We start from the raw sequence: 12,834 nt of genomic DNA, 5'->3' as shown, positions 1-12,834 counted from the left end.
GGGCGTATTAAAGCTGTTCGGTTTCGGCGTAGTCCTGCTCGCCGCCGTCGGTATCACTGAACGTGCCGCTGTCGCTCCACGTTCCGGTGCTCGCGTCGTAACCCACCACGGAGGACGGGTCGAACGACGCCGGGCTGTCCTTGAGCGAGAGGCCGAGCGTGTGGAGCTTGACCTTCACCTCGTCGATGGACTTCTGGCCGAAGTTACGGATGTCGAGCAGGTCCGACTCGGTGCGGGCAACGAGCTCGCCCACCGTGTGCACACCCTCGCGCTTGAGGCAGTTGTAGGACCGGACGGTGAGGTCCAGGTCCTCGATCGGCAGACCGAACGAGGCGATGTGATCTGCCTCGGCCGGGCTGGGGCCGATCTCGATGCCCTCGGCTTCGACGTTGAGCTCACGGGCCAGGCCGAAGAGCTCGACCAGGGTCTTACCCGCCGAAGCGAGCGCGTCCCGGGCCGTGATGGAGTTCTTGGTCTCCACGTCGAGGATGAGACGGTCGAAGTCGGTGCGCTGCTCGACACGGGTGGCCTCGACCTTGTAGGTCACCTTGAGCACCGGGGAGTAGATCGAATCCACCGGGATCCGGCCGATTTCCGCGCCGGTCGCCTTGTTCTGCACGGCGGGCACGTAACCGCGACCCCGCTCGACGACGAGCTCGATCTCGAGCTTGCCCTTGTCGTTCAGGGTGGCGATGTGCATGTCCGGGTTGTGCACGATGACGCCGGCGGGCGGGACGATGTCACCGGCGGTGACGGTGCCCGGGCCCTGCTTACGCACGTACATGGTGACCGGCTCGTCCTCTTCGGAGGACACGACCAGACCCTTGAGGTTCAGGATGATGTCGGTGACATCTTCCTTCACGCCGGGAACGGTGGTGAACTCGTGCAGGACGCCGTCGATGCGGATGCTCGTGACCGCGGCCCCCGGGATGGAGGACAGCAGGGTACGACGCAGCGAGTTGCCGAGGGTGTAACCGAAGCCCGGCTCGAGGGGTTCGATGGTGAACTTCGAGCGGTTCTCCGCCACAACCTCTTCGGTCAGTGTCGGACGCTGGGAAATCAGCATGAGGATCTACTTCCTGTTCAGGGCATCCGCTATTTGATGCCTCGTCAGTGATTGCGGGGGCTGCTGTGTGAGCAGCCCCCACCAAAAGCGCTTACTTCGAGTAGTACTCGACGATGAGCTGTTCCTGCAGCGGCACATCGATCTGCGCGCGCTCGGGCAGCTGGTGCACCAGGATGCGCAGGCGGCCGGGGACGACCTGCAGCCAACCGGGGACCGGACGGTCGCCGACGGTCTCGCGAGCCACCTGGAACGGCAGCGTCGGGAGCGACTTCTCCTTGACATCGATGATGTCGTACTGGGAGACCTGGAAGCTGGGGACGTCCACCTTGACACCGTTGACGATGAAGTGACCGTGGCTGACCAGCTGACGGGCCTGACGACGGGTACGGGCCAGACCGGCGCGGTACACGACGTTGTCCAGACGCGACTCGAGCAGACGGAGCAGGTTGTCGCCGGTCTTACCCTTGAGGCGGTTGGCCTCTTCGTAGTAACGACGGAACTGCTTCTCCATGACGCCGTACGAGAAGCGAGCCTTCTGCTTCTCCTGCAGCTGCATGAGGTACTCGGATTCCTTGATCCGCGCGCGGCCGTGCTGGCCGGGCGGGTAAGGACGACGCTCGAACGCCTGGTCGCCTCCGACGAGGTCGACGCGCAGACGACGCGACTTGCGGGTGATGGGGCCTGTATAACGTGCCATTTTGAGCTTTTTCCTTTCCCGCTATTAGACGCGACGCCGCTTGGGCGGACGGCAGCCGTTGTGCGGCTGGGGAGTGACATCGGAGATCGAGCCCACTTCCAGGCCTGCGGCCTGCAGCGAACGGATCGCGGTCTCGCGGCCCGAACCCGGGCCCTTCACGAACACGTCGACCTTCTTGACGCCGTTCTCCTGCGCCTTGCGGGCAGCGTTCTCGGCAGCGAGCTGCGCGGCGAACGGGGTGCTCTTACGCGAACCCTTGAAACCGACGTGACCCGACGACGCCCACGAGATGACATTGCCCTCGGGGTCGGTGATCGAGACGATGGTGTTGTTGAACGTGCTCTTGATGTGCGCGTGGCCGTGCGGGATGTTCTTCTTATCCCGGCGACGCGACTTCTGAGTCTTCTTCGGGCCAGCGGCCCGGCTCTTCGGAGGCATACGCTATCCCTACTTCTTCTTGCCGGCGACGGTCTTCTTCGGACCCTTGCGCGTACGCGCGTTGGTCTTGGTGCGCTGACCACGAACGGGCAGGCCACGACGGTGGCGGATGCCCTGGTAGCAGCCGATCTCGATCTTGCGGCGAATATCGGCCTGAACCTCGCGGCGCAGGTCACCTTCGACCTTGTAGTCCGTGGCCTCGATGAACTCACGGAGCTTCGCCAGGTCGTCGTCGCTCAGGTCCTTGGAGCGCAGGTCGGGGCTGACGCCCGTCTCGGCCAGGATCTGGGTGGCGCGGGTGCGCCCGATTCCGAAAATGTAGGTCAGCGCGATCTCCATGCGCTTTTCGCGCGGGAGATCAACGCCCATCAGACGTGCCATGTGGCATGTTCCTTAATGGTTGCGGAGGTCTGCTCCCCGTCCGTCCCCCCGTGTACAAAGTGGGGGCACCGGCCTCCGTGCCGGTGGATGGCGTGCACACGTACGTACACGCTGGAACTGGGAGTGCTTCTTTCGGTCAGTCCGATCAGACGATCGGTGCCCGGTGGTGCTGCATAGAACGGCCCCTCGGCAAGCCTCGGGAACGCCGAATCAGCCCTGACGCTGCTTGTGGCGCAGGTTGTCGCAGATCACCATGACCCGACCATGACGGCGGATCACCTTGCACTTCTCGCAGATCTTCTTGACGCTCGGATTAACCTTCACGTCAGTCCAATCTTGTATTGGTCCACACAGGTGGTGTGAACACAGTTTTTCCCCAGCCAGAGGACTGGGGAAGTCTGGTGTGCGCCCCGTTGCCGGGACACTGTGCGACGCCGCGCGCCGGTGAGGCTCGCGACGCCGTCAGGCATCACTTGTAGCGGTAGACAATCCGGCCGCGTGAGAGGTCGTACGGCGACAGCTCGACGACCACGCGGTCTTCCGGAAGGATACGAATGTAGTGCTGCCGCATCTTTCCGCTGATGTGCGCGAGAACCTTGTGACCGTTCTCGAGCTCGATCCGGAACATCGCATTGGGCAGCGGCTCGACAACTCGACCCTCGACCTCGATGGCCCCGTCTTTCTTCGCCATATCCTCCGCGATCCCGGTTACGCTCAACCTGAGTTTGATGGCCGTCCGCTGTGTGGTGTCAACCAAGAGCCCGTCGACATGCATGCGAACAGTCGGCGCATAGGTGCACCGCCGCTCAAGCTTACCGGGCCGGGCGGCCAGAGGCAAAAGTGCCCCGAACCGTACACCCTGACCGGGCCTCGTGCCGCACAATCGGACGGCCTTCGAGCGCGCCGTTCGGAGCGCGGTGTCGAGCCACCAGGCGGCCACCACGCCGTGGGGGTTGTCGCGTAAACTCACCGGCGTCGGAGAAGTGGGTCGATCAGATCGGGGGACCCTGGTGAGCGAGGCGTGCCGGTGAGCCGCAACAACGACAGCCTCCCCATGTTGCCGCCGTGGCTGTCGGAGAGCGACGTCACACAGGTCGGTTACGAGGCTCCGGTCGAGAACCTGCCCCAGGACGACGAGATCGACGAGGCACCCAAACGCCGCCGCTTCATGGGCGGGCGCGGTGACGATGCGCCGCGTAAGGACAAGGGCAGGCGCCGCCGCAAGGATCGCGAAGCCGAGGAAGAAGCCGCCGCCCCACGTCCGGGCGAGGCTGTCGACCAGCGACGCCCCGCCGAGCCGACCCACCAGTCCGGTTCCGGCTGGTCCACCCCGCAGCAGCCCGCCGACCCGCTGATCCCCGGTCCGTCCCACCAGCAGCCCCGCCGCGAAGAGCAGCCGCGTCCGCAGCCCACTTACGAGCAGCCCACTTACGAGCAGCCCACACACCAGACCGGCCGCGATGCGTCGCAGTACCAGCAGCCGCACCAGCAGGCCGCGCCCGCGCAGCCGAACGCCGGGTGGCAGGCTGCCCCGAACCCGCTGATTCCGCCGGTCGGCGTGCCGCCGTCGTCGGCGGATCCGGCGCCGCGACCGGACGCCAACGGCCCGTCATCGATTCCGGGGCCCTCGGCCGCGGATCCGGCGCCATGGGCAGGCGGTCAGGCGTCGACCGCCGCTCCGTGGTCGGCAAGTCAGCCACCGGCAGATCACGCACCGACATCCACCGGCACGCCCCCTCCGCTCCCACCGTCGCCCACCAGCAGCCATACACACGCGGGCCCGGCAACACCCGCGCCGACCAGTGAGGCGGCGGATCACGCCGCGAACGCGCTCCCGACCCGTACGCCCGCGCCGCCGTCGACCGGCTTCACCCCGCTCGGCCCGAACCAGCAGCGCCCCGACCTTCCCCCGCCCCCTCCCCTGCCGGACCCGCCCGCGCGCCCGACCCAGGCCCCACCGCGCCTGACCGTCCCGCCGCAGTCGACCACCGCCGAACCGCGGCCGGTCACCGCCGACCATGCGGTCGAGCAGGCAGACCATGCGCCATCGCCGGTCACCGCACGTGACGAGGTCGAACAACCCGCCACAGACGCACCGTCGACACCCGCGCCCAGCGAGGTCGAGCAGTCCGCCGATGTGGAACCCCGACCGCCGTCGTCGTTCCAGGAGGCCGAGCAGGCCACACCACCTCGTCGAGCCGCCGCCGAGGTGCCCGAACCATCCACGGCGACAACCGTCGCGGAGTCCGCTGAATCGCCGACGACCGGTGCGCGTCACTCGGCCGACGAGCGGTCTGTGCCCGACGAGGACGCGGTCGCGTCACGGCACGGTTCGCCTTACAGCTCCGGCGAGTCCGTAGTTCCGCAGCGGCCGCCGGCTACCGAGCAGCGGTCGCCGTACGCATCGGGCGAGCACGTGCCGCCGCCGGCATACCCCGCCACGCAATACAACTCGGTTCCCGGTGACCCGACACCGGTCGTGCCGACGCATGCGCCGGATGGGCGGACCGAGGTGTTCCGGTCCGAGGATCCACGGCTACAGGGCAGTGCGCCGGGTGAGCACGGTCAGGCGAGTCGACAGGGTGGCACGAACGCGGCTGAACAGGCACGCGCCGCGCACACCGGGTATCGCTCGGGTGAATTCGTGCAGGCGGCCGACGCCGCGTCACCGTATCCCCGCCCCGACGGCACCCCGGCCCAGCACCAGCAGCCGGACGGTCTACCGACGTACGGTCCCGACGGCGTCGCCCAGCGGCCCGACGGTGCTCCCGTGCAGCAGTATCTGCCCGACAGCTCCCCCGCTCCGCAGTTCCAGCAGCCGAATCAGGGTGCGCAGCAACAGTTCCCGCCGAACGGTCCGGCACCGCAGTACCAGCCCGACGGCACGCACGCGCAGCAGTACCAGCCCGATAGCTCCCCCGCTCCGCAGTTCCAGCAGCCGAATCAGGGTGCGCAGCAACAGTTCCCGCCGAACGGTCCGGCACCGCAGTACCAGCCCGACGGCACGCACGCGCAGCAATATCAGCAGCCGAACGCGCCGCAGCAGTACCAGCAGCCGGGCAACTACCAGCAGGGCCAGCAGCAGCCCTACGGCCAACCGGGGTGGGGCGCACAGCCGCAGGGCTACCAGCCCTCGCTCGACGACGTCCCGGTCAAGCGCGCCAAGAAGGCCCCTGGCAGCGGTTGGCGCAAGGCCGTGCACCACGTGTCCGGCGGTGCGATCAACCCGGGTATGTCCGCCGAGGAACTGCGTCTGCAGGAACTCGTGGCCCGCATTCGTCAGCCCGTGCGCGGCGACTACCGCATCGCGGTCCTCTCGCTGAAGGGTGGCGTCGGCAAGACCACCACCACCACCGGTCTCGGCTCGATCTTCGCCTCGATCCGCGGCGACCGGGTGATCGCCGTCGACGCCAACCCCGACTTCGGCACCCTGTCGCAGCGCGTCGCCATCCAGACCCGCTCGACCGTGCGCGACCTGCTGCTCGACCCGGCGATCCAGCGCTACTCCGACGTCCGCAGGCACACCTCCCAGGGCTCGAGTCGTCTGGAAGTCCTTGCCAGCGAGCGTGATCCGGCCGCGTCGGAAGCGTTCAACGACGAGGAATACCGGGCCGTGGCCCGCATCCTGCAGCGCTTCTACAACATCATCCTCACCGACTGCGGCACCGGCCTGATGCACTCGGCGATGAGCGGCGTCCTCGACCTCGCCCATTCGCTCGTGCTGATCTCCTCGGCCGCCATCGACGGCGCCCGCAGCGCCGCCGCGACCCTGGACTGGCTGTCCCTGCACGGCCACGACCACCTGGTCCGCAACGCGGTGGTCGTGATCAACCTCCCGCGCGAGGGCTCACCCAACGTCGGCGTCCAGCAGCTGCGCGAGTACTTCCTGTCCCGCTGCCGCGCCGTTCACATCATCCCGTTCGACGAGCACCTCTCCGAGGGCGCCGAGATCGACCTGCACCGCTTGCACAAGACCACCAAGCGCGCGTACGTGGAACTGGCGGCGACGGTGGCCGACGAGTTCAGCGTCCATCACCACCGACTCGGCTGATACCCACGCCCGCGGTCACACCGCGGGCGTGGTGCGGTCGACGCGTCGGCTCACCACTCGGGCAGCCGCCTGCGCCCGGCCAGTACGTCACGCACCAGATCGTCGTAGGCGTCGGCCAGTTCGGCCAGGTGGTGCCACGCGCAGTGCAGCATCTCGTCGTTGGCTGCCCGCGTCATCAGGGCGTGGTGCGCTCGCACAGAGGCCTCGGCCATGCGGTCGATGACCGCGCCGACGGTCTCCGTGTGCAGCGTGGCGCCGAGGCGGTGCTGCGGGATGGCCCGCAGGACCCAGTCGTCGATCGCCAGCACCAGTTCACTACGCCGACAGTCGATTTCGCGCAGAACCACCGGATCGGTGTCGACCCGGCCCCCGCGCCCGACGATGCGTTTCTCGTGCAGCACGGCCAGGTCGCGCGCGAACCAGAGCAGCGGTCCCCCGACCACCCGATGTCCGCGACACGCCCGAACGAGAATGTCGGAGAGGGGTAACAGACCGGTAGCGGCCGGGAGCCCGGCGGTATCGACACTCCGCACTGTGTCGGGGAAAGCCATTACAACTGTTGAACTCTCCGAACCAGCCACGTTGCCTCGCCGTCATCGCCGCAGAGCACCGGATCAGGACGTTCATTACAATAAACCTCGCAAGCTTTCTGTCAAGCATTACTCGGCCGTAGGTAACCGATACGAGTACACTTCGTTACCTGCACGACCTACCGAGGAGCATGATGGCGGACGGTCCGACCTATCTCCGGATCGCGAACCTCCTCCGTGAGGAGATCCGCGCGGGCACATGGAAACCGGGCGACCGGCTACCGAGCCACTCCGAGCTCGCCGATCAGATGCAGGTCTCGATCACCACCTCGCGCAACGCGATTCAGGTGCTCGTCGCCGAAAATCTCGTCTACACAGCGACTTCCCGCGGCACCATCGTGCGAAACCAGGAAGTCCTGGAGTCGGTGGTCACCGACCATATCCGGCGCGATCGGCCCAAGTCGGCGCACGACATCTTCGAGGAGATCGCGCGCGCGGCCAACCGGGAACCCTCCAAGCAATTCAGCACCAGAATGGAACCCGCGAACACCGAAGTCGCGCGCTGGCTCGGCGTCGCCGCCGATTCCTGGGTGCTCGCCCGCACGGTCGTGCAGTACCTGGACCACGAACCGTGGTCGTGGGAGGTGAGTTTCTACCCCCGCGACCTCGCCGAAGCCGCGGGCATCGACTCCCCACACGACATCCCCGAGGGCACCACCCGCCGCCTGGCCGACCGCGGCTACGGCGAGACCGCCCACCGCGACACCGTGCTGGCCCGCGCCGCCACCGCCGAGGAAGCGGCAGTGCTCGGCGTCGCCACCGGCACCGTCCTGCTCGACCACCTGCGCATCGGCGCCAACCACGAACGCGTCACCCGCGCCACCCGCCACCGTTCCCTGGCGGGCCGCAACCAGCTGGCCTACCAGCTCGGCGACACCCCGGGCACCGACGTCATCGCCCGGACCTTAGGCATCGCACCCGGGTTGGCCGTCGCGCTGCCATGACGGTGCGCCTGCGCCCGGCCACTCTGGGCGACCTGCCGCTGATCTGCCGCCTGCGCGTCCAGCGCACGTCGTGGCTGACGGCGCGCGGGTCGGATCAGTGGACGGTGGCGGGGCGCGGGCGGCCGATCGAGATCTTCGCCGGTGCGGTCGGGCGGGCGCTGGATCGGGGTGAAACCTGGATCGGCGAGGTCGACGGTGAGTCGGCGGGGACGATCACGGTCAACCATCGGGCGGATCCGGGACTGTGGTCGCCCTGGGAGCTGGCCGAGTCGGTGATCGTGCATTTCATGATCGTGGATCTGCGGTTCGCGGGTCGACAGGTCGGGGATCACCTGCTCGCGCACGCGGCGCACCTGGCAGACCACGAACATCGGCCGTGGGTCCGCCTCGACGCGTGGACCACCAACACCGCACTCCACAACTATTACCGCCGGGCCGGGTTCGCGCTGGCTCGGGTCGCGGGACCGGGCGCCTCAGGTCCGTCCAAGGCGCTGTTCGAACGACAGACCGGGACGTGGCCGTCCCGGCAGCCGCCGAGGTTCACCGCCACGAGCACGCAGCGGAGGTTCTCGGCGGCCTCGCTTCTGGACTGATCAGCGGTGTTCTACACCGGTGGCAGGTCCGCGATGTGAACCATTTCGATGCCGCGGCTGCGCGAGATCATGGTGCCGCGGCCCGGTGGCAGCTTGCTCGGGCGGACCTCGCCGATGAGTTTTCCTTCGTCGCGCGAGCCACTCATGATCAGCGTCTGCACCGACAGATTCTTCATCGCGCCGAGGATCGGGTCGTAGAGCGCCCGGGAGGCACCACCGATGCGCCGGGCGGCCACGACGTGCAGACCGATGTCCCTGGCCTGCGGCAAGTACTCGATCAGTGGCGCGAACGGATTGATCGACCCGGTGACGACCATGTCGTAATCGTCGATGACGACATAGATCTCCGGGCCCGACCACCAGCTGCGGTCGCGCAGCTGCTGCTGGGTGATGTCGGCGCCGGGGATCCGCTTGGACAGGTAGGTGGCGACCTCGGCGATCATCGGCCCGCAGGTCTGCGACGAGGTGGAGTAGCCGGCCAACTGCTTGCCGTCGAGAACGCCGAGCATGGTGCGCCGGTAGTCGATGAGGATCACCCGCGCCTCGTCGGAGTTGGACTGCTCGGTGATGCCCATGACGATGTTGCGCAGCAGCGTCGTCTTGCCGCATTCCACGTCCGCGAAGGCCATGAAATGTGGCTCGGTCCCGAAATCGAGCACCAGGGGCTGCAATTCGGACTCGTCGAGTCCGACGACGACCCTGGTGCCGTTGAGCTGGGTGCCCTGCTCGCGCGCGGTGGCCAAGACCTGCTCACGCGGGAACCGCAGCGGGAGCATGCGTACCTCGGGTGCGCGCCGGCCCTGGTAGAGCTCGACGAGACCGTCTTTGGCGCGTGCGACGCCGTCGGCGATGGTGCCGGGGTCGGAATCGGAATCCAAGCGCGGCAACGCGATCAGCAGGTGTAGATGTTCGGCGTTCAGGCCTCGGCCGGGCCTGCCGACCGGAACCTGGTGCGCGACACGGCGACCCATCTCGGAGTCGGACGGGTCACCGAGCCGGAGCTCGATTCTGGTGCCGACCTGGTCCTTGACCACCGGCCTGATCTCGGCCCAGCGCGAAGCGGCGATCATCAGGTGGATGCCGAACGACAGACCCTGAGCGGCAATGGCGTTGATCTGCGCCTCGAGGAGGTCGAACTCCTCGCGGATCGCCCCCCAGCCGTCGATCACCAGGAACACATCGCCGAACCGGTCGGCGGCCAACGGATCGTTGGCGGCCGCGGTGGTGCCGTTGATCTGGCGCGCCTCGAACGCGGAGAACTTGCGCCTGCGGAACTCGACCATCGATTCGATGCCGAGCTCGGCGAAGCGTTCCTCGCGCTGGCGCATCAGCGTGGTCAGTTCGGCGACGGTGCGGCGCACCCGGTCGCCGTCGAGGCGACCGGCGACCGAGCCGACGTGCGGGATGCCGACCAGACCCGCCATGCTGCCGCCGCCGAAATCCAGGCAGTAGAACTGCACCTGTTCCGGGGTATGCGTGGCGGCGGCGGCCATGATGATGGTGCGCAGGGTGGTCGACTTGCCCGACTGCGGGCCACCGACGACGGCGGTATTGCCCAGCGCGCCCGCGAGATTGATCGTGAGCACGTCGCGGCGCTGTTCGTAGGGCTTGTCGATGACACCGATCGGCATCCACAGCTGACCGTGCCGGTTGACGGGCGAGCGCCAGTCCGGATCGGGCAGCAGCATGTCGGCGGTCGGCGATTCCTCCAGCGGCGGCAACCACACCTCGTGCGCGGGCCTGCCGTGGCCGTTGAGCCGCTTCACGACGACATCGAGCAGCGAATCCGGCACGCCCTCCTCGGCAACGGGACCGCTGGGCGGCGGCGGTGGCAGCTCGGGCCTGCCGCGCACAGCGGTGTCCTCGGCCTCGACCCGATCCGGTTCGGCGACCTCCACCGGTGCCGCGGTGAAGACCACCGGCCGCTGCCCCGCGACGGGCGCGCCGTCGTCATCGGTGACGGTGCCCGCGGGCGCCACGTACGGCCCCGACACGTAGCTGGCGTTGAACCGAAGCGGCTCGGAGGCATCGCTTTTCAGGTAGCCGGCACCGGGCACGCTCGGCAGGTGGTAGGCGTCGGTGATGCCGAGCACGGCACGGGATTCGTTGGCGGAGAAGGTGCGAAGGCCGATGCGGTAGGAAAGGTGCGATTCCAGGCCACGCAGCTTGTTCTCCTCCAGGCGCTGCGAGGCGAGCAACAGGTGCACGTGGAGCGAGCGGCCGAGTCGGCCGATCATCACGAACAGCTCCGCGAAGTCCGGTTTCTGCGAGAGCAGTTCGGAGAACTCGTCGACCACGACGAACAGCGCGGGTAGTGGGTCGAGCGGAACGCCGGCAGCCCTTGCCTTCTCGTAATCGGTGACGTTGGCGTAGTTGCCCGACGAGCGCAGCAGCTCCTGGCGCCGGTTCATCTCGCCTGCCAGCGCGTCCTTCATGCGGTCGACGAGGGAGAGCTCCTCCTCCAGGTTGGTGATCACGGCCGCGACGTGCGGCAGCGAATCCAGACCGAGGAAGGTGGCGCCACCCTTGAAGTCGACCAGGACCAGGTTCAACGCGTCCGGCGAATGGGTGGTGACCATGGAAAGCACTAGCGTGCGCAGGAATTCCGATTTGCCGGAACCGGTAGCACCGATGCACAGCCCGTGCGGGCCCATCCCGTTCTCGGCCGACTCCTTGATGTCGATGTCGACAGGGGTGCCGTCGGGAGTGACGCCGATCGGCACCCGCAGGCGTTCGCGGGCCGTCCGCGGGCGCCACACACGAGCCGGATCGATCTGTGCCGCATCGGGAATGCGCAGCAACGCCATCAAGCCGGGGTCCGCGGTGGTGCCCTCGCCGAGGCTGACGATCTGCGCGGCTGTCGCGAGCCGATAGCGCGCCAGGTTGCGGGCGAAGGATTCCGCCTCGGCCAGGCTGACCTCGTCGGCGGTGGCGAACCGCTCCACGCCCGCCGCGCTGCGCGCCGACACCGCGCCGTCGCTGACCACCAGCTGCAGCCCGCGCCGGGCCGCGAGGCCGTCGGCGGGCGCGGTCAGGTCGAGCACGGTGACCGAATCGAGGCCGGACTCGCTGATGATGCGTTCGTTGCCGCTGATATAGCCGTCATCGATCACGACGACCAGGTGCAGCCGGCCCTGGGTCGGCTGCGGATTGCGCATGAAGCGGCCGCGTTCGAGCAGTTCGACCTGCATCGCCGACTCGAGCTCGCCGAGCGAGGTGTAGAGCATCCTGGACGAGCCGAGTCCATCGCGCTGGCTCGGATGCTGCAGGTGCGGAAGCCATTTCGTCCAGGCCCAGTGCGCGTCGGGATCGGCGCAGACGATCGCGACGGCCAGGTGGTCGGGCCCGTGGAAGGTGGCCAGTTCCATCACCATGGCTCGAACGAGCTCGCGGGCCTGCTCGGGATCACCGCCGATATTGATCGCGGGGAACGCGCGCGCCGAGACCGCGGTGGGCAGTTCGTGGACGACGGAGTGGGTGCGTACGAAGCGGCGCAGCGCGACGGTGGAGACCGGTTCGAGGTCTTCGAGCGGGCCGGTTTCCGGCCTGGCCAGTTTGGTGGCGAGCCGATGGCTGCCGACGCCGACACGTACGTGTCCGAAGTCGGGATCGTTGGGGCGGCGCTCCCACATCCTTCGGGTGCCGATCAGCGAGGCCAGATCGGCGGGCTCGGGATGGCTCCAGCCGAGCGTTTCCAGCTGCTTGATCCCGGTGCCGCGCACATCTTTTCGCACCTGGTCCAGGTAGCGGAAGTAGTCCTTGCGTTCCTCGTTGAGCTCGACGGCACGCTTGGGGCCGCCGCCGCGCATGCCCGCCATCATGCCGACCATCGACATGAGCATCATCATCGGGAACATCATCGACATCGGGTTCGACAGCAGGCTTCGGCCCATCGTCGCCATCATCGCGATCATGCCGACGACCGCGACGACCATGATGACCGGCATCAGCTTCATCATCAGCGGCGACGGGATCGCGCGCTGGATCTCCGGCGGCGGGGTGAGCGCGACTTCACCGCCGGGGGCACGCGGTGGCGCGATCCGGGGACGTCGGACGAAACCTTCGGTAGCCATC

11 protein-coding genes are annotated in these 12,834 nt (G+C 67.8%); 3 read left to right on the top strand and 8 right to left on the bottom strand.

Going from position 1 to position 12,834, the window contains the following annotated elements:
- Positions 1-7 precede the first annotated feature (7 nt).
- The 6 genes from ACFVJ5_RS14250 to infA all read right to left on the bottom strand — a co-directional run bounded on the left by ACFVJ5_RS14250 (position 8) and on the right by infA (position 3,273).
- Positions 8-1,066 carry a DNA-directed RNA polymerase subunit alpha gene (locus ACFVJ5_RS14250; protein WP_056818293.1) on the bottom strand — a complete coding sequence of 353 codons (1,059 nt, stop codon included), beginning with the start codon at positions 1,064-1,066 and terminating at the stop codon, positions 8-10.
- Positions 1,067-1,157: 91 nt separating this feature from the next.
- Complete coding sequence (gene rpsD, locus ACFVJ5_RS14245) at positions 1,158-1,763, bottom strand: 30S ribosomal protein S4 (RefSeq protein ID WP_378632347.1); 606 nt, start codon at positions 1,761-1,763, stop codon at positions 1,158-1,160.
- Positions 1,764-1,787: 24 nt separating this feature from the next.
- A complete protein-coding gene (gene rpsK, locus ACFVJ5_RS14240) occupies positions 1,788-2,201 on the bottom strand; it encodes a 30S ribosomal protein S11 (RefSeq protein ID WP_019045110.1) in 414 nt (137 codons plus the stop codon).
- A 9-nt stretch (positions 2,202-2,210) separates the two neighbouring features.
- A complete protein-coding gene (gene rpsM, locus ACFVJ5_RS14235; RefSeq protein WP_378661940.1) occupies positions 2,211-2,582 on the bottom strand; it encodes a 30S ribosomal protein S13 in 372 nt (123 codons plus the stop codon).
- Positions 2,583-2,792: 210 nt separating this feature from the next.
- Positions 2,793-2,906, bottom strand: coding sequence for a 50S ribosomal protein L36 (rpmJ, locus tag ACFVJ5_RS14230; RefSeq protein ID WP_056818299.1), 114 nt, complete (start codon positions 2,904-2,906; stop codon positions 2,793-2,795).
- Between the two features lie 145 nt (positions 2,907-3,051).
- Positions 3,052-3,273 (bottom strand): translation initiation factor IF-1, encoded by a 222-nt coding sequence (gene infA / locus ACFVJ5_RS14225; RefSeq protein ID WP_003418601.1) that lies wholly within the window; start codon positions 3,271-3,273, stop codon positions 3,052-3,054.
- Positions 3,274-3,609: 336 nt separating this feature from the next.
- Between infA and ACFVJ5_RS14220 the strand changes: the two genes are divergently transcribed.
- Positions 3,610-6,633, top strand: a complete 3,024-nt coding sequence (locus tag ACFVJ5_RS14220) for an AAA family ATPase (RefSeq protein WP_379220341.1) — start codon at positions 3,610-3,612, stop codon at positions 6,631-6,633.
- Between the two features lie 50 nt (positions 6,634-6,683).
- Here ACFVJ5_RS14220 and ACFVJ5_RS14215 read toward each other — a convergent pair whose 3' ends face one another.
- Positions 6,684-7,076 carry a DUF4254 domain-containing protein gene (locus tag ACFVJ5_RS14215; protein ID WP_379220340.1) on the bottom strand — a complete coding sequence of 131 codons (393 nt, stop codon included), beginning with the start codon at positions 7,074-7,076 and terminating at the stop codon, positions 6,684-6,686.
- Positions 7,077-7,357: 281 nt separating this feature from the next.
- On the opposite strand from ACFVJ5_RS14215, the gene ACFVJ5_RS14210 reads away from it, so the two are divergent.
- Together ACFVJ5_RS14210 and ACFVJ5_RS14205 are read left to right on the top strand one after the other, a co-directional pair.
- A complete protein-coding gene (locus tag ACFVJ5_RS14210) occupies positions 7,358-8,167 on the top strand; it encodes a GntR family transcriptional regulator (RefSeq protein WP_379220339.1) in 810 nt (269 codons plus the stop codon).
- Positions 8,164-8,760 carry a GNAT family N-acetyltransferase gene (locus ACFVJ5_RS14205; protein WP_379220338.1) on the top strand — a complete coding sequence of 199 codons (597 nt, stop codon included), beginning with the start codon at positions 8,164-8,166 and terminating at the stop codon, positions 8,758-8,760. Before ACFVJ5_RS14210 ends, ACFVJ5_RS14205 begins: the two co-directional genes overlap by 4 nt.
- Positions 8,761-8,771: 11 nt before the next feature.
- Here the strand turns inward: ACFVJ5_RS14205 and eccCa are convergent, their stop codons facing one another.
- Positions 8,772-12,833 carry a type VII secretion protein EccCa gene (eccCa, locus tag ACFVJ5_RS14200; protein WP_379220337.1) on the bottom strand — a complete coding sequence of 1,354 codons (4,062 nt, stop codon included), beginning with the start codon at positions 12,831-12,833 and terminating at the stop codon, positions 8,772-8,774.
- Position 12,834: the final 1 nt, after the last annotated feature.

Source organism: Nocardia sp. NPDC127606, assembly GCF_042671725.1.
Taxonomy (GTDB): domain Bacteria; phylum Actinomycetota; class Actinomycetes; order Mycobacteriales; family Mycobacteriaceae; genus Nocardia.
This window is presented reverse-complemented; position numbering and strand designations above follow the sequence as displayed.